Below are 19,666 nucleotides of genomic sequence, written 5' to 3'. Positions count from 1 at the left end.
CACTGCAGTTGTCGTCGGTGGGAGGTCGGGCTCAGTAAGGGTGCTGTCCAAGCGCGAAGTCCACGAGGTCGCCCCCGTGTTCGATGAGTATTTGCCTGGCCGCGATGTGTTCGCGCTGCATTTCGGCCAGGATGTCACGGGCGCGCCATTGGGTCGGAATGATCACCACATCGATGACGTTTTTTTTGAGGACGTCACGGAACTGGATCTCCTGACCTGTGCCGGGTACGAAGCTTCCGGCCTTGGATGGGTCGGAGTCGACAACCAGCGGAAAGCGCCGGGCGTCAGCGCCATAGTGATGCATGAAGGCGGCCGACTTTCCGGTGCCGCCCCAGATGGCGATGCGCAGCCCGCTGCGGGCCAGGGCGTCGAGGCGTGCAGCGATTTGGGCACGATTCTGTGCGCTGCGTGCCGCAAAGGCCGTGGCGTTCGCCGCCCGTTCCCGGCGGGCTGCCGGCAAGCCCAGTTCGAGGCAGGCGAACACCACTTCCCCATCGTAGCCATGGGCCAGTTCGATCTGCTCTCCGCCACGGCCAAGCAGCGCACGGAACGATTCGGTGGTGAAGTGCGACACGTGTTCATAGAAGAAGTCGGCGAGCCGGTCGGTGGCGAAGACGCGGTCTATGCAGGGGACTTCGGCGAAAAGGTGGCACGTTTTTCCGGTCTGGGTCGCAGCCCAGGCCAGTTGCTCGATGAGTTGCGCCGGCTCGGTGAGGTGTTCCAGTACATGCCTGATGACCACCGCGTCGGGGCGGTAGACCGGCATGTGGGCAAGCGGGTCGAAAAGACTGGCGAAAAACTCCACGCCGTGGCCGGTTTCCGGGCTGGCGTTGGGGTCGAAGCCGATGAAGCGGCCCCGACCACCAAGGGTTTCGGACACTCCGCGGAGAAAATGCCCCTCGCCACAGCCGATCTCCACCACGGTAGGCGAGTCGGGGATGCGTGCTAGGAGTCTGTCGCGGGTATCTGCCAGGTGGCCGCGCCAGATCTGCCCGCTGTTGAACATGCGGTTGGGGTTGCTTTTGTAGGGAACGGCGTCATAGGAGAACGCGGCATTCCAGACGTGGGTGCAGGCCGGGCACTGGACGAACCGGAGCGGCAGGCGCGGCATATGAACGGCCTCGTCCGCGCTGGTGGGCCAGCCGAGGGTGGCCAGGGGGTGTTCTCCGCCGTCGAAGAAGGGCAGTGCCAGGGTGCCGGCACAGACGGGGCAGGTGTGCACGAGGGGGCGGGGAGCGGTCGCGGAGTTCATGGATTCAGCAGCTTCCTGAAATAGTTGATGGTTTCCTTTAAGCCGTCTTCCAGGGACACCTTCGGCGTCCACGCCAGTTTCTCCTGGGCCTGCGAGATGTCCGGCTGGCGGCGCACGGGATCGTCGGGGGGAAGCGGGCCGAAAACCAGTTGGCTCTTGGAGCCGGTGAGTCGCAGCACCATCTCGGCCAGCTCACGGACGCTGAATTCGGCGGGGTTGCCGAGATTGACCGGGCCGATCAGTTCGCCCTGGTTCATCATCGCGATCAGTCCGTCCACCAGATCATCCACATAGCAGAACGAGCGGGTCTGGGTGCCGTCGCCATAGAGCATGATGGGTTCCCCGCGAAGAGCCTGGACGATGAAATTGCTGACTACCCTGCCGTCGCGCGGGTGCATCCGCGGGCCATAGGTGTTGAAGATGCGCACGACCCGGATGTCCACCCCGAACTGGCGGTGGTAGTCGAAGAACAGCGTTTCGGCACAACGCTTGCCTTCGTCGTAGCAGGCGCGTTTGCCTATCGGGTTGACGTGGCCCCAGTAGTCCTCGCGCTGAGGGTGACGTTGCGGGTCGCCATACACCTCGGATGTGGACGCCTGGAGAATCCGCCCCCGGCGCCGCTTTGCCAGCCCAAGCATGTTGATCGCGCCCAGGACGGAGGTTTTGGTGGTGGAGACCGGGTCGTTCTGATAATGCACCGGGCTCGCCGGGCAGGCCAGGTTGAAGATGCGGTTGACCTCGATGTAGACGGGCAGCCAGATGTCGTGCCGGATGAGCTCGAAGTTGGGGCAGTTGAGGAGGTGCCGGATGTTGTCCTTGGTGCCGGTGTAGAAATTGTCGAGGCACAGGACTTCTTCCCCTGCCGCAACCAGCCGTTCGCTCAGGTGGGAGCCGATGAAGCCGGCGCCGCCGGTGATCAGGGTGGTGGGAATCATGCAGGGTGTTCCTCCGGGGTGGGGCCCAGCTTGGCGATGTCGTGAAGGGCGGCGGCGAAGTGTTGGGCGAAGCGGGGAGCGTCGAACAACGGGGTGGCGCGCAGGCGTGCGCGCATACCGGCGCGGAGGGCCGCCAGTGTGGGGAGGTTTTGGCTGAAGTGTGTCGCCAGGCGGACGTAGTCGTCGTCGTCGCGGGCGATCCAGTCGGCCATGCCGGCGTTGTGGGCGACCGTCTCGCCGACGCGGGACAGGAAACGGTCGCCCTGCCGGGTGATGACGGGCACGCCCATCCACAGAGCCTCGGCGCTGGTGGTGCCGCCAGGGTAGGGGAAGGGATCGAGGGCGATGTCCACCCGGTGGTAGCTGGCGAGCAGCTGGGCGCGCGGAGACTTGCCTTCGAGGATCAGCCGGTCGGGCGTAATGCCCAGCCGGGCGAAGCGTTCGCGGGTCGTCTGCTGCTGGTCTGCCTTGTCGAGCAGGCCGGTCTTGAGGAAAAGCCGGGAGTCGGGCTGGGCCTGCAGAATGCGGGCCCAGACTGTAACGACTTCGTCGGTGAGCTTGATGAGGTTGTTGAAGCTGCCGAAGGTGAGCCGGCCGTCGGCCAGCGCGGGGAGGGGGCACACCTCGCCGGCTTCGGCCGGTGGCGTGAAGCACAGATAGCTTTCGGGCAGCCGCCAGATGCGCTCGGCGAAATGGGGCTCGTCGCCGGGGGGCACCACCCACGGGTCGGCGAGGACGTAGTCGATCTCGGCCATGCCTGTGCTCGCGAAATAGCCGAGCCAGCTGAGCTGGATGGCCGCGGGGCGCCAGGCGAAAAGCGGCAGGCGGTTGAGGGCGGTATGACCGGACAGGTCGATGAGGATGTCGATGCCGTCGGCGTGGATGCGCTGTGCGGCGGTTGCGTCGTCGAGGCTGCGGATCGAGGTCCATCCGGCAAAGTGAGGGCGAATCCGGGCGCTCAGCGCATCGAGCTCATCGATGGTGTGATAGGCGTGGAGCTGCAGGCCCTCGCCGGCCAGATGGGGAAGGACGGCTTCGAGGAAGTGTCCGACCGGGTGATGTCGCAGGTCGCCCGATACGAATCCGATCTTCAGCACGCCATCCGGGTGGGGTGGGGGCCAGGCGGTGTGAGGGGCCTTGGCCAGCGCGGCGGCGCAGCGGCCGAAGCTGCGCGCCGCCGCGAGGTAATACTCCGGCGACTGGTGACCGAGATGGCTCAGGGCCATCAGGCGCATGCTGTGTATTTGGGGCAAGTCGCTGCGCAGGTTCAGCGCTGCGTCGAAGAAGGCCAGCGATTCGTCGATTCGGCCGAGCTTGAGGTAGAGCCGCCCCAGGCCGCCTAGCGCCTGCGCGAGGTTGGGCTGTATCTCCAGCGCCCGGGTGTAGCAGTGGGCGGCTTCGTCGTCTTCGTCCAGGTCGACGAGGGTATTGCCAAGGTTGCAATGGGCTTCGGCCATGTCGGGGTGACCGGCGAGGAAGCGCCGGCACAGCGCAGCGGATTCCGCCAGATCACCCAGTTCGCGCATCACGTGACCGAGGTTGCCGATGGCTTCCAGGCAGTCAGGGTCGAGGTTGAGAGCGCGTTGGAGGCTGTCCTGAGCGCCGCGCAGATCGTTGAGGTCTTTTTGCAGGTTGGAAAGGTTGACCCAGGTGAGCGGGCGTCGGGGTGCGAGTTTCAGGCTGCGCTCGAAACACTTGCGCGAGGCGTCGTAGTTGTGAGCTACCCGTTCGGCGATGCCCAGGTGGTCCCACACTTCCGCGTCGTCGGGCAGCAGTTCGCTGGCGCGCTTGAGTGCGACGCGCCCGGCACCGTTATTGCCGAGCTGTACGTGGGCGATGCCCAGGAGGTTCCAGTCCTTGCCCTGGAGTGGATTGCGGGTGACGCATTCCAGTGCCGCGGCGGCCAGTCCCTGCCAGTCGTAGGTGGCCAGCAGCGGGGCGAGCCGCGGACTGGCGATGGGGAAGGCCTTGCGTCGTACAACTGCCTTGCGGACGCTCAGGCGGGCCAGTTCGGTCAACGTCGCGACGAGGGCGGCGTCCGGCGTATTGTCTTGGCGCTGATTGCTGCGGGCCTCGTCGAGAAGGGCCGTCGCGCGTGGGTCGTCCAGTCCGGCGGCAATGGCGGTTGCGAGCACATGCTGGGCTTCTTCGGCACGGTTGAGAGCCAGCAGGCACTCGGCGATGGCCAGCCAGGTTTCACCGCGGGTGGAAACCGCTTCGCAGGCGCGAGTCAGAAAGGGCAGCGCGCTGCCCGGCGCCCCGGCGTAGAGGTGAGCCATGCCGAGCCCGTGGAGGGCGTCGGCATGAGCCGGGTCAAATTGCAGGATGGCATCGAAGAGGGCCAGGGCGTCCGCACTGCGCCCTGCGTCAAGACAGGCCCGGGCGAGGGTCAGTGTGTCGGCAATGGTCTGCTCGGCGGCGACGGTCGGGGCGGGCGGCATGGGGCAGTGGGCAGTCTTGGTTGATGAGGCTTGCTTAGATTAGCAGTCGGGTGGCGTGCGCAAAGACGTGAACAGGATGCTAAAAGGGGCCCAGATCGGTCCGTGGTCCCTGCGGTCGAGCCATCGCTCGCTCGGTCGCCTCCTGTTCTCGCGCTTACTTCCTGATTGGAAGCGGCAGGTTCCGCGACGCGTCAGCGACGACCGGTGCTTGGCGAGGCGTTGGTCGCTGCAGCACGAAAGCGAGGGGCGTAAAAAAAGCCCACCGGGCGGAATCGCGAGGCAGGCTTTTGCGAGAAGGAGAGCGTGGGCGCCAGGAAAATGGAAGGCCATGAAATCCGGGAGGTCGCGCTCGACGGCTTCCTTTCAGGGGCTGTCGTGATCGTCAGGGCTGGCGGGCTGCGGCAGGTCCGCATCGGAGTCGCGCATCAGCCGGCCAGAAGGGTGTCGGCCAGCTCGCCGGGGCTGGTGGCCACGCGCCAGTGCGCGGCCATTTCGGTGGGCTCGAGGCTGCCGTAGCCCCAGGTTGCCGCGATGAAGGGCAGCGTGTTGGCGTCGGCCGATTCTCCGTCTTCGCTGCGGTCGCCGATGTAGATCGAGCGGTCGGCGGGCAGTGCGTGGTCGGTCATGAGGCGCGCGATCATCGCGGCCTTGTTCGGCAGGCGGGGCTCGAAGAGGTCGAGGGCGTAGAGGTGGTCGAAATACGCGCTCCAGCCCAGGTGATCGAGGATCAGGCGGGTGGGGAGGATGCGCTTGTTGGTGGCGATGGACAGGGACAGGCCGGCGTTTTTCAGGCGCTCGAGCATGTCGCCCACGCCGGCGTAGGCGGCGGTCTGCCTGTAGCCTTCGCTGTCATAGCCGGCCTTGAAGCCGTTGGCTAGGGTGTCGATCAGGGCCTTGTCGTGGCTGCCGCTGAGTATTTGCAGGGTTTCGAGGAGTGGCGGGCCGATGATGCTTTCGTCGATGGCGACGACGGGCGTGATGCCGGTTTTGGCAAAGGCATTGCGAAAGCTGGCGAGAATGGCGGGGGCCGAGTCGATGAGGGTGCCGTCGAGGTCGAAAAGGATGTGGGTGTAGCGGGGCATGGCGGTTTCGGCGGGAGGATGAATGGCCGTGATTATCGCCCTCTCGGTTATATTTGCGCGCCTCGACTGAATCTGCGCCGCCATGGAAACCTCCGACACCTCCGCCCCCGACGATACCCGCCGCTTTGGCGGCATTGCCCGCCTTTACGGGGAGGCCGGACGGGCGCGGCTGGCCGATGCGCGGGTTTGCGTGGTGGGCATCGGCGGCGTGGGCTCGTGGGCGGTCGAGGGGCTGGCGCGCAGCGGCATCGGCAAGCTGACCCTGATCGACCTCGACCATGTGGCCGAGTCCAACATCAACCGGCAGATCCACGCTTCCGACGCGACCCTCGGCCAGGCCAAGGTGGAGGCCATGCGCGAGCGCATCGCGTCCTACAACCCGGAGTGCCGGGTGACGGTGGTGGATGATTTCGTGAGCGCCGACAACGTTGCCGAACTCCTCGGTGCGGGCTTCGATTGCGTGATCGACGCCATCGACGCGGTGCGGGTGAAGGTGGCGATGGTGGTTTTTTGCCGCGAGGCCGGCGTGCCGCTGGTCACCTGCGGCGCCGCCGGCGGGCAGATCGATCCGACGCAGATCCGCGTCGATGACCTGTCGCGCACCGAGCAGGATCCGCTGTTGGCCAAGGTGCGCCGGCAGTTGCGCCAGAACTGCGGTTTTCCCCGCGATGTGCGGAGAAAGTTTGGCGTGGAGGCTGTTTATTCCGCCGAGCCGCTGCGCTATCCGCCCACCGACGTGGCCTGCGAGGTGTCGGTGGGCGGGCCGGCGGGGCTCAATTGCGCCGGCTTCGGCTCGGTGGTGACGGTGACCGCCACCATCGGGCTGTTTGCGGCGGCGCGGGTGCTCAACGTGCTGGCACAGGCCCAATGAAGAGCGCTGGATCGACGGCCGCGCCGTTGAGATAGACGCTCCAGTGCAGGTGCGGTCCGGTGGCGCGTCCGCTGCTGCCCGACTGGCCGATGACTTCGCCGCGGCGCACCGTCTGGCCGGCTTCCACGCCCGCTTTGTCCAGGTGGCAGACCATGCTGACGAAGCTCTGGCCGTGATCCACGAACACTGTTTTTCCGTTGAAGTAGAAATCGTCGACGAGGGTGACCACGCCGTCGGCGGGGGCGCGGATCGGCGTGCCGGTGGGCACCGCGACGTCGAGCCCGGTGTGGGGCGCGCGTGGTTCGCCGTTGAAGACCCGGCGCAGCCCGAAGCGGCTCGACAGGCGGCCCTCGGCCGGCAGGGCGAGGTCGGTGCGGGTCACCGGCACTTCGCGAAACTGGCTGCGGATGCTGATCTGGCGGTCGCGCTCGGCGTTGATGCGGGCGAGTTGCTCCGGGTCCGGCGTCACCATTTTCTGGTTGGCGATCTTGAGTTTTTGTACCGGGTAGTCTTTGGCGGCCACCTGGAAGGGCAGCGGGCGGCTGCTGTCGTTTGGCCCGAGATCCAGTTTTTGCTCGCCCACCGGCGTGTCGAGAGGCAGGCCGACCAGGGCGTACCAGCCCGTTTTGCGCTGCTGCAGCAGCACCGGACGCCCGCCGAAGCGCACCTCCGGACGGGGGGCTCCGGCGGCGGCGACGGCGATTTCCGCAACGCCGCCGGGAACGGCTTCCGGACGCAGCTGGGCTTGGGCAAGGGTCGGGCCAAGGCCCAGAAAAATGGCCGTCAGCAGAACTTGAGGAACGAAATGTCGATTGAGCGGGACTATGTCACACATGGCGGCAGGAAGTTGAACGTGGAGGCGAATTTGAGCATGGAAGGCTCATCGCACGGTTTAACATCTTGTAAAGATTAATTTTGTTTCACCCGCGGTGGCCTTGCCCTTGTGGGCTGGCAGGGTTCGGGCGTGTATTTGCGTGCGTGGCCGGCTCGCGGGATGTACCAGGAGTTTAGCGATGTCCCAGGAAGCCATTGTGCTGTTTGCCCACGGAGCGCGTGATCCGGAATGGGCTGTGCCGGCCCGGCAGGTTGCCGCAGAGGTGCAGCGGCTGCGGCCGGACGTGTCGGTGAGCGTCGCCTTTCTGGAGTTCATGGAGCCGACGCTGGCCGATGCGGTCGATGCGGCGGCGGCGGCGGGGGCCCGGGTGTTGCGGGTCGTGCCGCTCTTCGTGGCCCGGGGTGGTCACCTCAAAAAAGACGTGCCGGTGCTGATCGAGGCCGCGCAGGCCAAGCACCCCGACTGCCGGATCGAGCTGGCTGCGGTGGTGGGCGAGGATGCCGGCGTTGTGCATGCCATGGCGGTTTATGCGGCGGGCGCCTGATGGCGCCGCGCCTGACTTGTAGATAGTGGAAGGCTGGGGTTCGATGGCGTGTCGCATCTGGCTGGTGGGAGATGATCCCCGGTTGGGAGAATTACTCGAAAGTTTGCTGGTGCCTGCCGGCTATGCCTGCGAGCGTCTCGGCACGGCCGAGGCGGGCGGATATCTTGCGACCGGTCGCCTGCCGGTCGAGCGGGTTATCGTGGATGCCTGTTCCCGCACGGGCAGTCTTGATCTCCTGACGCCGTTCAAGGAGGCCGGGTTGCCGGTCACGCTGCTGGTAGAGGCCGAGGATCTGCTGGCGGTCGAAACCGGCCTGCATGCGGGGGTCTCCGGATTTCTCGTCAAACCCTTCGATGAAAAAGCCCTGGGGGCCGCGCTGGCCTTGCCGTCGGGCGGCGTGGATGCACCGTCGGGAGGCTGTTTTCCGTTTCGTACGCTGGAAGACGTCACCGGACTGTCGCAACTGGTGGCCGGATTGTGTCCCGAAGCCGAGATGGTGCAGATCGCCCTGTCCGAGCTGATGCTCAACGCGGTCGAGCATGGCAACCTGGGCCTGGGCTTCGAGCGCAAGGGCCGGCTGATGACGACAGGCAGCTGGCGTAACGAGGTCGAGCGTTTGCTCGACGCGCCTGAAAACCTCGCGCGCTTTGCCTACCTGCGAATTGAATGTCGCCCGCGGGAAGTGCGCTTCCTGATTCGCGACCAAGGCGACGGCTTCGATCCCGCGCCCTATCTGAACCTCAATCCGGCCCGCTCCGTCGAGCCCCACGGGCGCGGCATCGCCATTGCACGCATGCTGGCTTTTCCCGATCTGGTCTTCCTCGACGGTGGGCGCTGTGTTGAAGGCGTAGTGCGTCGCCAGGCCTGGCTGGACATGGCGGCCTGATGCTTTTGCGCTGATTTTTCCCCGCCCGTTGTGCTGACGGGCGGTCTCGTTCGTCAGCCAATCTTGACGAGGCATAATATTAGAGTATTCTTATATTATGCCTCGATGCCATTTCTCCTTTCGTTTCAGTGTTTCTTCCTGCCTGCTCTCGGCGGCCCTTGTGCTGTCGTCGGTCCAGGCCTTTGGCGCGGATGAGCGCGGCACCATTCCAACCCTTCGTGTTGGCCTGCAGCCGCGTGCGCAAACCTATGCCAGCGAGGCCACGATAGAGGCCGTGCGCCAGGCCACCGTTGCGGCCCAGGTGCAGGGGCGGGTGCTGGAGGTGCGGGTGGATGCCGGCGCCCGCGTGCGCCAGGGGGATGTGCTGATGCGCATCGATACCCGCGAGGCCGACCAGGCCGTGGCCGGTGCCGCCGCCAACGTGGCCGCCGCCCAGGCCCGGCTCGTGGATGCCCGCGCCAACCTCGAGCGCTCGCGCAGCCTCCGGGCGCGCAATTTCATCAGCGCGGCCGGCCTCGACCAGGCCCAGGCTGCTTTCGATGCTGCCGCGGCGCAGCACAAGGCGGCCGAGGCCGGGCGTGCCCAGGTGGATGCGTCGCGCGGTTTTGCAACGGTCACGGCGCCGCTCGGTGGCATCGTCGCCCAGCGCCTCACCGAAGTCGGGGAGATGGCCCAGCCGGGCCGGCCGCTGTTTGTCCTCTACGAACCGGGCAGTCTGCGCGCGGTGGCGGACGTGCCCCAATCCCGCCTTGCCGAACTCGGCCGGGCCGGGCTCAAGGCCAGGCTCGAATTTCCGGAAAGCGGTCGCTGGCTGGATGCCGTGGCGGTGACCGTGCTGCCCTCGGCCGACCCCCGCACCCACACGGCGCGGGTCCGCGTGAGCCTGCCGGCGGACGCGTCCGGCGTGGTGCCGGGGATGGCGGTGCGGGTGCATTTTGTACTTGGCGATGCGCCGCGACTGGCCATTCCGGCTGCGGCCGTGCTGCGTCGCGGCGAGCTTACCGGTGTTTATGTGGCAGACGGCGTGGGCGGTTTCAGCCTGCGCCAGCTGCGCGTGGGCAGCCCCTTGCCGGATGGTGCCGTCGAGGTGCTGGCCGGGCTGGCGGGCGGCGAGACCATCGCCCTCGACCCGGTGCGTGCCGGCCTGAGTGTCAGTCAGGCCGGCCGCCCGGGCCGCCAGGCGCGCTGAGCCATGGGAATTTCCGGACGCATCGCGGCGCTGTTTCAGCGTAACGCGCTCACCCCTCTCCTGGCCCTGGTGCTGCTGCTCCTGGGCGTGTTTGCCACGATCGTCACGCCCAAGGAGGAAGAGCCCCAGATCGACGTGACCATGGCCGATGTGATGGTGGCTTTTCCGGGCGCCTCGGCCAAGGACGTGGAATCGCTGGTGGCCCGGCCGGCCGAGCAGGTGCTGTCGCGCATCGCCGGCATGGATCACGTGTATTCGGTATCGCGCCCCGGCATGGCGGTGATCACCGTGCAGTTCAAGGTGGGGGTCAAGAACCAGGACGCGATCGTGCGTCTGTACGACACCATCCATAGCCACCGGGACTGGATTTCTCCCGAGCTGGGCGTGGCCGAGCCGGTGATTAAGCCCAAGGGCATCGACGACGTGCCGATTGCCGCGCTCACGCTGTGGACCCGCGATCCGGCCCGTTCGGCCTTCGAGCTGCAGCAGGTTGGGCGGGCGGTGGAGGTGGAGCTCAAGCGCGTAAAGGGCACGCGGGACGTGGTCACCATCGGCGGCCCCGGCCATGTGCTGCGGGTGCTGATGGACGCCGGGCGGATGAACGGATTCGGGCTCACCCCGCAGGATCTGAAAGGTGCGCTGCTGCTCGCCAACGCGTCCCAGCCGAGCGGCACGCTCACCGGCAACAACCGCGAGGTGCTGGTGCAGACCGGCACTTACATCGAAAGCGCCGAGGACGTGCGCCGGCTGGTAGTTGGCGTGTCCGGCGGGCGTCCGGTGACCATGGCCGACGTGGCCACGATTGTCGATGGCCCCGACCAGCCGTCGCGCTATGTATGGCATGGCGTCGGCAAGGGCTCACCGCAGGCGGAGGCGCTGGGCCGCGAGCGTTTTCCGGCGGTCACCCTGTCCATTTCCAAGAAGCCCGGCGAGAACGCCGCCGATGTGGCCGAGGGCGTGATTCGCCGCATCGAGCTGCTTAAAGGCAGCATCGTGCCGGCCGGCGTCGAGGTGGCGGTGACTCGCAACTACGGCGCCACCGCCACCGAAAAAGCCGACAAGCTGATCGGCAAGCTGGTCTTCGCGACCTCGGCCGTCGTGCTGCTGGTGTTCTTTGCGCTGGGCTGGCGCGAGGCGGTGATCGTTGGTGCGGCGGTCACGCTGACGCTGGCGGCAACCTTGTTTGCATCGTGGGCCTGGGGCTTCACGCTCAACCGGGTGAGCCTCTTCGCGCTGATCTTCTCGATCGGCATTCTCGTGGACGACGCCATCGTGGTGGTCGAGAACATCCACCGCTGGCAGACGCTCGAACCGGACAAGCCCTTGTGGCAGCTGATTCCCAAGGCGGTCGACGAGGTGGGCGGGCCGACCATCCTGGCCACATTTACGGTGATCGCCGCGCTCTTGCCGATGGCCTTCGTGAGCGGCCTGATGGGGCCGTACATGAGCCCGATCCCGATCAACTCGTCGATGGGCATGTTCATTTCGCTGGTGGTGGCCTTTGTGGTCACGCCCTGGCTGGCGGGCAAGCTGATGAAGGGCGCGGCCCACGGCGCTGCGCCGGGCGGGCACGGCCCCGACAAGCTCACCCGCAGGCTCGAAGCCCTGTTCCGCCGCATCATGACGCCGCTGCTCGACCCGCGCACCGGTGGCCGGGCGCGGGCCGGTTTGTGGCTGGGCGTGCTGGTGGCGATTGCGCTGTCGGTGTCGCTGGCGGTGGTTCAGCTGGTGGTGCTCAAGATGCTGCCGCTGGACAACAAGAGCGAATTTCAGGTGGTGCTCGACATGCCGGTGGGTACGCCGCTCGAAACCACCGCCGAAGTGCTGCGCGAGATCGGCGACGAGCTGGCCGGTGTAGATGAAGTGACCGACTTCCAGGCCTACGCCGGCACCGCTTCGCCGATCAACTTCAATGGCCTGGTGCGTCAGTACTACCTGCGTACGTTGCCCGAAATGGGCGACATCCAGGTGAACCTGGTGGACAAGCATCACCGCAGCCGCAAGAGCCACGAGATTGCCGTGGCGGTGCGCCCGGCGGTGGCGGCGATTGCCAAGAAGCATGGCGGCTCTGCCAGGGTGGTCGAAGTGCCGCCCGGCCCGCCGGTGCTCTCGCCCATCGTTGCCGAGGTATATGGCCCGGATTACGCCGGCCAGCTTGCCGTGGCCGGCAAGCTGCGCAAGGTTTTCGAGGACACGGCGGACATCGTGGATGTGGACGACACGGTGGATGAGGCGGCGCCCAAGCTGGTGCTGCGCGTCAACCAGGCCCGCGCGGCGCAGCTCGGGGTGGCCCAGGCGGATATCGTCGAGGTGGTGCGCCTCGGCCTTGGCGGCGAGAACGTCACGCCGGTGCATGGCGGCGACAACAAGTACGAAATCCCGGTGCGCCTCACGCTGCCGCCCGAGAGCCTGTCGTCGGTCGATCAGCTTTTGCAGATGAAGGTGCGGGCCCGCCACGCCGAGGCCGGCGGAGCGCTGGTGCCGGTGTCCGAACTGGTTCAGGTGCTGCCGACCCAGCGCGAGCAGGTGATCTACCACAAGGATCTGCTGCCGGTTGTGTATGTCACCGGCGACATGAGCGGCAAGCTCGATTCGCCGCTTTACGGCATGTTCGACATCCGGGCCAAGGTCAAGGATCTGCCGCTGGTGGGCGAGCGCCTGGCCGGCACGCTCGACGAGTGGTTCATCCACCAGCCGGACGACCCCTACGCCGCCTACGCGGTGAAGTGGGACGGCGAATGGCAGATCACCTACGAAACCTTCCGCGACATGGGCGCCGCCTACGCGGTGGGGCTGGTGCTGATCTACGTGCTGGTGGTGGCCCAGTTCAGGAGCTACCTGGTACCGCTGATCATCATGGCGCCGATTCCGCTCACCATCATCGGCGTGATGCCGGGCCACGCGCTGTTGCACAGCCAATACACCGCCACCAGCATGATCGGCATGATCGCGCTGGCCGGCATCATCGTGCGCAACTCCATTTTGCTGGTGGATTTCATCGACCAGCAGGTGGCGGCCGGTACGAGTTTTGCCGAGGCCACCATCCACGCCGCCGCGGTGCGCGCCAAGCCCATCGGCCTCACAGGGCTGGCGGCGATGATCGGGGCCTTGTTCATCCTCGACGACCCGATCTTCAACGGGCTGGCGATCAGCCTCGTGTTTGGCGTGCTGGTGTCCACACTGCTGACCCTCGTGGTCATTCCCGTTCTTTACTACGCGGTCATGCACAAGCGCCGCGCCGCTGCCGAAGGAGACGCATCATGACGCTCACCGTCAACCAGTTCGTTCGTATTTTTGCCGGCGCTTTCGTGCTGATTTCGCTGGCCCTCGGGGTGGAGGGCAGCCCGCTTTTCGTGAGCGGCAAGTTTCTGTGGTTTACCGCCTTCGTGGGGCTTAACCTGTTCCAGAGCGGCTTCACCCGGTTTTGCCCGCTGGAGAATATTCTGCGCAAATGCGGCGTCAAGGACAGCGCAGGCTGCGCCTGATTTCAGCGCCATGACACGGCTTGGGGCGAGTCCTCAAGCTTTGGGGGCCGGGGCCGTTCACGCGTCTGATGAACCCGAGCGTTGCGCCCCTTTCAAAGATCAACCGGGCCCTTCGAGAGTCCGGCCGCCGGCCGGGCATCGAAAGGCTGTGGTTCTTTGTGGCGCTGATGCTGGGCATTCTCGTCACCGCCCTGGGCTGGGCGCAGCTGCGGGATCACGAACGCGATCTTGAACAGGCCTATCACGACGCGGCCGCAGACCGCCTGACGCAGCAGATCAGCGAACGGCTCGGCAAGGTCGATTTCATCCTGCGTGGTGTTGCCGGATTGTTTGGTGCCCAGAATCTGGTCGAGCGACACGAGTACGAAACCTATGTTGCCGGTGTGAAGCCGACCGAAGCCCTGCCGGAAATGGTCGGCATCGGCTACCTGAGGCGGGTCGAGACGGCCCGCGCCGAGGCCATCGAGGCCCTGCTTTCTGCCAGCTACGACCGCAAGGTCCGCATTCTTCCACCGCCAGATCCGCTGCGTTCCGGGGTGGCTTTTCCTGTTACCTACATCTGGCCGCTGGACGAGCGAACGAGTTTTTCCATCGGCTACGATGGTTACGCCGATCCCGTGCGCCGTCGTGCCATCGACATGGCCCTGCGTTCCGGTACCCTGGCCATGACCGCGCCGCTGGCCCTGCGTGCTGCCGGATCAGTGAAAGAGATTCCCGGCATACTGTTCTACCGGGTTGTCCACTCCATCGACCAGACGAGCGTGGGGGACGTGGCAGATGGCCTGATCGGAACAGGCATCAGCGTCGACGTAATGTTCGGCGGCCTGCGCGACATCGCCGCACCCGGTTACGGGCTGCTGGTGGAGGACGTTGGCGAAAGCGCGCCGCAGCTTCTTTACCGCAGTGCGGATGCGCCGCTGCAGCCCGCCTTTGTTGCCGTGCGCCAGGTGCCAATCGGTGGCCGGCTGTGGCGGCTGTCGCTGATTGCCCCGCCGCTGGCCAAGCCCCTGGCCGTCTCCACGCTCGCGGGCATCGGCGGGCTGGTGGCGAGCGGCATGCTCGCCTTCCTGCTCTCCAGCCTGTCGGGCCAGCAGCGGCGGGCCAGGCGGCTCGCCGATATCCTGGCCGAGGATTACCGGATCAGTGAAAAGCGTTTCGAGCTGGCCGTCTCGGCAACCGACGACGGCATCTGGGAGTGGCAGGCCGGACAGCCGTGGATGTTCCTGTCGCCCCGCTGCGACCGTTTGATGGCTTACCCCGATGGCGGCCTGCCGCGCAGCGGGCGTGGCATTTTGCGGGTGCTGCCCGTGGCGGCTCGGCGTGAGTTTCTGCAGGCTTTTCGCAGTCACCTCCGCGGGCAGGGTGTCCTCGAGTGCATCCTCCCGATCCAGCGGCTGGACGGCAGCACGGGCTGGTTTCATCTGGCGGGGCGCACCGAGTTCGATGCTTCCGGGCGGCCCGTTCGCACTGCCGGCGCGGTGTCCGACGTGACCGGATTGCGCCTTGCGCAGCAGGAGGTGATCGACGCCCATGCCCAGCTCGACGCCCTGTACCGGTATGCCTCGCTGGGCATGGCGCTGGTGGATGGAAAGGGCCGCTACCTGCAGGCCAACGCCGAGTTTTGCCGGATCACCGGCTACACGGAGGCCGAGCTGTGCAGCCCGGGCCTTCCGGCCCTGACGCCTCCCGAATACGCGGCGCGGGATACCCGGGCTGTCGTCGATGCCTGTCTGGGTGTCCGTGCCCAGACCTATGAGAAGGAATTTCTGAACAAGGACGGGCGGCGGATACCGGTGATGGTGGCGACCACTGCCGTGGGGGGCAGCGACGGCGCCCACCGCTGGATCCTCGTCGAAGACGTCACCGTCCGCAAGGCGGAGCAGCGCGCCATCCAGGAGGCCCACGCCACCAATGAGTCGCTGATTGCGGCGATGCCCGACATGCTGTTTCAGCTCGACGGCGAGTTGCGGGTGGTGCGCTACCACGCGGAGGACAAGGCGGGCCTGTCGATGGCGCCCGAGACTTTCCTCGGCAAGCGCATCGAGGATGTGCTGTCGCCCCGCCTCACCCGCAGCTTTGGCAATGCCGCGCTGGCGGCGGCCCGCAGCGGCCGTTTGCAGCGCCTTGAATATTCCTCCCGCCGCGGCGGCCGCATGCGGCATTTCGAGGCCCGCCTGCGCACCGTGCGTACCGGCGGCACTTTGGTGGTGGTGCGCGACGTAACCGATCTGAAGGAAGCCGAGCTGGCCCTCAGGGAGAGCGAGGCGCGCTGGCAGTTTGCCCTTGACGGTGCCGGCGACGGCGTGTGGGACTGGAACATCGCGACAGGCCACGTCTTCCGTTCGGCCCGCTGCCTGACCATGCTGGGCTATGCGCCGGGTGAAGCCCTGATCGGGCAGCATGACTGGGGCTCCCATGTGCATCCGGACGATCTGCAGGCGCTGCGCGAGGCCCGCGCCGCCCATCTGCGCGGCGAATCGCCGTCACTCACCCGCGAAGCCCGGCTGCTCTGCAAGGACGGAAGCTACAAGTGGGTGCGGGTTCGCGGGCTGGTGGTGGAGCGGGCCGGGGACGGGCGGGCGCTGCGCATGATCGGCACCCATTCCGATATCGACGAGGCCAAGGCCCGCGAGGCGCAGATTCTCGATCACAACCTCAACCTTGCCAGCCTGGTGGCGGCGCGCACCAAGGATCTGCAGGCCGCCAAGGAGGCCGCCGAGGCGGCCAACGAGGCCAAGTCGGTGTTTCTTGCAAACATGTCTCACGAACTGCGCACCCCGATGCATGGCATTCTCAGTTATGCACGGCTCGGTGAAACCCGGGTGGCAACGGCCGGCCACGAAAAACTGCGGAGCTACTTCGACCGTATCCGCTCGAGCGGTGATCGTCTGATGCTGCTCGTCAATGATCTGCTCGATCTCTCGAAGCTCGAGGCGGGCCAGATGATCCTCAACCTGGGGCCGGTGCACCTCAATGGGCTGGTGCGGGACGTCATCGGGGAATTCGATCTTCTGACGCAGGCCCGGGGCCTGCAGATTGTGCTGGGGCAGAACGTGCATGAGCTGCCGCCCTGCCTGGCCGACGCCGCGCGGATCGGCCAGGTGGTGCGCAACCTGTTGTCCAACGCGGTCAAATTTACGCAGGATGGCCGGATCATCCATGTGCGGGTCGATGCCGGCACGCTGCCGGACGGCAGGCCGGCCGTGGTGATCGGGGTTTCGGACGAAGGCATCGGCATTCCGCCGGACGAGCTGCATGCGGTGTTCGACAAGTTTGTGCAGAGTTCCCGCACCCGGACCGGCGCCGGTGGCACGGGCCTGGGGCTGGCGATCTGCCGCGAAATCGTCGAGGCCCACCACGGACGCATCGTGGCCCGCAACAATGCCGCGGGCGGAGCGGAATTCATCGTTGAACTGCCATCAGGGCTTGAGCCGGTGCGAGCGCTGCCGGCCCCCGTGGCGACTGGAGAAACTGGATGAGCACGGCAAAAATACTGGTTGTGGATGACGAGCCCTTCAATCTCGACATCGTGGCCGAATACCTCGACGAGATGGATTTCGACCTTGTGATGGTCGAATCGGGCGAAGCCGCGTGGGACGAATTGAGCCGTCCCGATTCCTGCTTCGACCTGGTGCTCCTCGATCGCATGATGCCTGGCATGGACGGTATCCAGGTGCTCAAGAAGATCAAGGGCGATGAACGGCTGCACGGCATTCCGGTGATCATGCAAACCGCCGCCACCTCGCCCGAGCAGGTTCGGGAGGGGCTCGCTGCCGGGGCGTTTTATTACCTCACCAAGCCCTTCGAGGGCGAGGCGCTGCAGACCATCATCCGCTCCGCCCTCGACGACATGCGCACGCGGCGCGAACTCAACGCCAACCTGGCCGACCATGCGGTGGCGCTGGCCTGCATCAAGGAGGGGGAGTTTTTCGTCCGCACGCTGGACGAGGCGCGCAAGCTGGCGTCCTTCATCGCGCTGCTCGGCCCGCAGCCGGAAACCCTGGCGATGGGGCTTTCAGAGCTGCTCGTCAACGGCGTGGAGCACGGCAATCTCGGCATTGATTTTGCCGAGAAAAGCCGCCTGCGCGAGGCGGATTGCTGGGAAAGCGAAATCCAGCGCCGTATCGGGCTGCCGGAAAACCGGGACAAGAAAGTGCATTTGCGGGTGCGCGGAGAAATCCAGCGCTGGGTGTTCGAGATCACCGACGACGGGGAGGGTTTCGACTGGCGTCGCTTCCTCGATTTCGATCCCGAGCGGGCCTTCGCGCCCAACGGACGCGGCATTGCACTGTCGCGCCAGTTGTCGTTTTCGACCCTGACCTACATCCCGCCGGGCAACAAGGTGGTGGTCACGGTGCCACGCGGCAGCGAACTTGAAGGCCAGGGGCCGCAATGAACGGGACGTGCCGGCGATTTCCGGCAGGCCGGCAGGATCTCCTGCCGATCGAATCTGCGGGCTTCGGCTTGAGCCGCCGCCTGCCACGGGTAGAGAACTGCTGATGTCTGAAAAACAGCTTAGGGTACTTGTCGCCGACGACATTGCGTCCAACCGGACCATCGTCGGCGCCTTTCTTGCCCACCTGAACTGCACGCCCATCTTTGCTTCGGACGGTATCGAGGCGGTGGATCTGTTTCGCCAGGAGGCCCCGGATATCGTGCTGATGGACCTCATGATGCCGCGCCTGGACGGCTTCGAGGCCATCAAGCAGATTCGTGCCATGGGGGGCGATCACTGGGTGCCGATCATCATCCTGTCGGCCCTCAGTGGCGAAGGTGACGTGGTGCATGGGCTCGAGGTCGGCGCCGATGACTACCTGACCAAGCCCTTGTCCTTCCCGGTTTTTGCCGCGCGTTTCAAGGCGCTGCGCCGGCTGCTCGACATGCAGCGGCGCCTGTCGGGTTCGCTGGAACAGGTGCGGGCGGTGGCCAATGGCGTCATCGACGGCATCATCTCCGCCGACGAAAGCGGCACGATCCTGTCCGTCAATCGCTCGGCAACCCAGATTTTCGGCTACACGGCCAACGAGATGGTCGGCCAGAACCTGCGCATCCTGATGCCCTCGCCCAACCGCGAGGCGCACGACGCCTACCTGCAGCGCTACCGGGAGTCGGGCGAGAAACGCATCATCGGCCAGATCCGTGAATTGACCGGCATTCGAAAGGATGGCTCCACGTTTCCGCTGGAGCTCGGCGTGTCGGACATTCACCTGCCCAACCGGCGGATGTTCATCGGGGTCGTGCGCGACACTTCGGAGAAGCGCCGCATCCAGCAGCAACTGGCCGAAGACGCGGCACGCCTGCAGCGCTATCACGACGAATCCGAGCGCGAGCAGGAACTCGCCATGGCCATCATGGAACGCCAGATCCGCAGCGACTGGCTGCGCGACGGTGCCGTGCAATATGCGGTCATGCCGGCGCGCAATTTTTCGGGTGACGTGGTGCTGGTGGCCCGCTCGCCGCAGGGCGCGCTTTACGCCATGCTGGCCGACGCCACCGGGCATGGGCTGGCTGCCGCGGTCAGCGTGCTGCCGGCGCTCGGCGCCTTTTACCGCGGGGCCGCAGGCAATGCGCCGCTACCGGCTCTGGTGACCGAACTCAACAGCCTGCTGTGCGGACTTCTGCCGCGCGGGCGCTTCGTGGCCGCGGCCGTGGTGCGGCTCGAGGCCGGCAGCCGCAACGGAAAGATCTGGGTGGGCGGGGTGCCGGATGTGCTGCGTATCGGCGACGACGGGCGTGTGCTCCAGCGCTTTGTCTCGCGCCAGCTGCCGCTGGGCATCCTGCCTTCGTCCGAAGCCGGGATCGTTCCCGAGGCGTTCAGCTGGAATGAGCCGAGCCAGCTCGTGCTGTGCTCCGACGGACTGACCGAGGCCGAGAACAGTGCCGGCGAGGCCTTCAGCGCGAGTGGGCTGGAGCGCACCCTGCAGAGCACGCCGCGGGCCTCCCGGGTCGCCGGTCTGCGCCAGGCGCTCACCGCGCACCTGGGGCGGCAGCCGGCCGGCGATGATGTGTCGGTGCTGATCATCGATTGTGCGATGGACGATGGAGGGAACGTGGCCAAGCCGGGTGAGGGCGGCAAGCTCTGACCGGCTCAAGGCGGGCGGCCATTGGCGGACAAAACAGGAGGCGTGCTGGCGCGCTTCCTGCTT

14 protein-coding genes are annotated in these 19,666 nt (G+C 66.3%); 9 read left to right on the top strand and 5 right to left on the bottom strand.

The features are described 5' to 3' along the window. Positions 1-31: 31 nt before the first annotated feature. The 4 genes from Q1W26_RS01620 to Q1W26_RS01605 all read right to left on the bottom strand — a co-directional run bounded on the left by Q1W26_RS01620 (position 32) and on the right by Q1W26_RS01605 (position 5,710). The gene (locus Q1W26_RS01620) at positions 32-1,252 is read right to left on the bottom strand and encodes a class I SAM-dependent methyltransferase (RefSeq protein ID WP_300434989.1); all 1,221 of its coding nucleotides are present in this window, start codon (positions 1,250-1,252) and stop codon (positions 32-34) included. Next, positions 1,249-2,187 (bottom strand): SDR family oxidoreductase, encoded by a 939-nt coding sequence (locus Q1W26_RS01615; RefSeq protein ID WP_300434986.1) that lies wholly within the window; start codon positions 2,185-2,187, stop codon positions 1,249-1,251. The genes Q1W26_RS01620 and Q1W26_RS01615 overlap by 4 nt, the downstream gene beginning before the upstream one ends. Next, complete coding sequence (locus Q1W26_RS01610) at positions 2,184-4,628, bottom strand: tetratricopeptide repeat protein (protein ID WP_300434983.1); 2,445 nt, start codon at positions 4,626-4,628, stop codon at positions 2,184-2,186. Before Q1W26_RS01610 ends, Q1W26_RS01615 begins: the two co-directional genes overlap by 4 nt. A 425-nt stretch (positions 4,629-5,053) precedes the next feature. After that, complete coding sequence (locus Q1W26_RS01605; protein WP_300434981.1) at positions 5,054-5,710, bottom strand: HAD hydrolase-like protein; 657 nt, start codon at positions 5,708-5,710, stop codon at positions 5,054-5,056. 82 nt (positions 5,711-5,792) lie between these two features. Here Q1W26_RS01605 and tcdA point away from each other — a divergent pair, with 82 nt between their 5' ends. Further along, positions 5,793-6,581: a tRNA cyclic N6-threonylcarbamoyladenosine(37) synthase TcdA gene (tcdA, locus tag Q1W26_RS01600; RefSeq protein ID WP_300434979.1), complete on the top strand. Its 789-nt coding sequence runs from the start codon at positions 5,793-5,795 to the stop codon at positions 6,579-6,581. Here tcdA and Q1W26_RS01595 read toward each other — a convergent pair. Continuing rightward, the gene (locus Q1W26_RS01595) at positions 6,556-7,416 is read right to left on the bottom strand and encodes a peptidoglycan DD-metalloendopeptidase family protein (protein ID WP_300434976.1); all 861 of its coding nucleotides are present in this window, start codon (positions 7,414-7,416) and stop codon (positions 6,556-6,558) included. The genes tcdA and Q1W26_RS01595 overlap by 26 nt on opposite strands. 178 nt (positions 7,417-7,594) lie before the next feature. Here Q1W26_RS01595 and Q1W26_RS01590 point away from each other — a divergent pair, with 178 nt between their 5' ends. The 8 genes from Q1W26_RS01590 (at position 7,595) to Q1W26_RS01555 (ending at position 19,603) form a co-directional block, all read left to right on the top strand. Next, a complete protein-coding gene (locus Q1W26_RS01590) occupies positions 7,595-7,960 on the top strand; it encodes a CbiX/SirB N-terminal domain-containing protein (protein ID WP_300434973.1) in 366 nt (121 codons plus the stop codon). 82 nt (positions 7,961-8,042) lie between these two features. Next, on the top strand, positions 8,043-8,846 hold the full coding sequence (locus Q1W26_RS01585; RefSeq protein WP_300434971.1) for an ATP-binding protein: 804 nt from the start codon (positions 8,043-8,045) through the stop codon (positions 8,844-8,846). Between the two features lie 160 nt (positions 8,847-9,006). Beyond that, entirely contained in the window at positions 9,007-10,035 is a 1,029-nt protein-coding gene (locus tag Q1W26_RS01580; protein WP_300434968.1) for an efflux RND transporter periplasmic adaptor subunit, read from the top strand. Positions 10,036-10,038: 3 nt separating this feature from the next. After that, positions 10,039-13,299, top strand: coding sequence for an efflux RND transporter permease subunit (locus Q1W26_RS01575; RefSeq protein WP_300434965.1), 3,261 nt, complete (start codon positions 10,039-10,041; stop codon positions 13,297-13,299). Next, a complete protein-coding gene (locus Q1W26_RS01570; protein WP_300434962.1) occupies positions 13,296-13,520 on the top strand; it encodes a DUF2892 domain-containing protein in 225 nt (74 codons plus the stop codon). Before Q1W26_RS01575 ends, Q1W26_RS01570 begins: the two co-directional genes overlap by 4 nt. A gap of 68 nt (positions 13,521-13,588) precedes the next feature. Next, positions 13,589-16,999, top strand: a complete 3,411-nt coding sequence (locus Q1W26_RS01565) for a PAS domain S-box protein (RefSeq protein ID WP_300434959.1) — start codon at positions 13,589-13,591, stop codon at positions 16,997-16,999. Next, complete coding sequence (locus tag Q1W26_RS01560) at positions 16,996-17,916, top strand: response regulator (RefSeq protein WP_300434957.1); 921 nt, start codon at positions 16,996-16,998, stop codon at positions 17,914-17,916. The genes Q1W26_RS01565 and Q1W26_RS01560 overlap by 4 nt, the downstream gene beginning before the upstream one ends. Positions 17,917-18,019: 103 nt before the next feature. After that, a complete protein-coding gene (locus Q1W26_RS01555; protein WP_300434954.1) occupies positions 18,020-19,603 on the top strand; it encodes a SpoIIE family protein phosphatase in 1,584 nt (527 codons plus the stop codon). Positions 19,604-19,666 lie beyond the last annotated feature (63 nt).

Origin of the sequence: Zoogloea sp. (assembly GCF_030157465.1) — a bacterium.
Lineage (GTDB): Bacteria > Pseudomonadota > Gammaproteobacteria > Burkholderiales > Rhodocyclaceae > Zoogloea.
This window is presented reverse-complemented; position numbering and strand designations above follow the sequence as displayed.

What these genes read in the sequence shown, in the direction of transcription:
- Q1W26_RS01620 (WP_300434989.1), bottom strand. Translation starts at nt 1,252, where the DNA reads ATGAACTCCGCGACCGCTCCCCGCCCCCTCGTGCACACCTGCCCCGTC.
- Q1W26_RS01615 (WP_300434986.1), bottom strand. Translation starts at nt 2,187, where the DNA reads ATGATTCCCACCACCCTGATCACCGGCGGCGCCGGCTTCATCGGCTCC.
- Q1W26_RS01610 (WP_300434983.1), bottom strand. Translation starts at nt 4,628, where the DNA reads ATGCCGCCCGCCCCGACCGTCGCCGCCGAGCAGACCATTGCCGACACA.
- Q1W26_RS01605 (WP_300434981.1), bottom strand. Translation starts at nt 5,710, where the DNA reads ATGCCCCGCTACACCCACATCCTTTTCGACCTCGACGGCACCCTCATC.
- tcdA (WP_300434979.1), top strand. Translation starts at nt 5,793, where the DNA reads ATGGAAACCTCCGACACCTCCGCCCCCGACGATACCCGCCGCTTTGGC.
- Q1W26_RS01595 (WP_300434976.1), bottom strand. Translation starts at nt 7,416, where the DNA reads ATGTGTGACATAGTCCCGCTCAATCGACATTTCGTTCCTCAAGTTCTG.
- Q1W26_RS01590 (WP_300434973.1), top strand. Translation starts at nt 7,595, where the DNA reads ATGTCCCAGGAAGCCATTGTGCTGTTTGCCCACGGAGCGCGTGATCCG.
- Q1W26_RS01575 (WP_300434965.1), top strand. Translation starts at nt 10,039, where the DNA reads ATGGGAATTTCCGGACGCATCGCGGCGCTGTTTCAGCGTAACGCGCTC.
- Q1W26_RS01570 (WP_300434962.1), top strand. Translation starts at nt 13,296, where the DNA reads ATGACGCTCACCGTCAACCAGTTCGTTCGTATTTTTGCCGGCGCTTTC.
- Q1W26_RS01565 (WP_300434959.1), top strand. Translation starts at nt 13,589, where the DNA reads ATGAACCCGAGCGTTGCGCCCCTTTCAAAGATCAACCGGGCCCTTCGA.
- Q1W26_RS01560 (WP_300434957.1), top strand. Translation starts at nt 16,996, where the DNA reads ATGAGCACGGCAAAAATACTGGTTGTGGATGACGAGCCCTTCAATCTC.
- Q1W26_RS01555 (WP_300434954.1), top strand. Translation starts at nt 18,020, where the DNA reads ATGTCTGAAAAACAGCTTAGGGTACTTGTCGCCGACGACATTGCGTCC.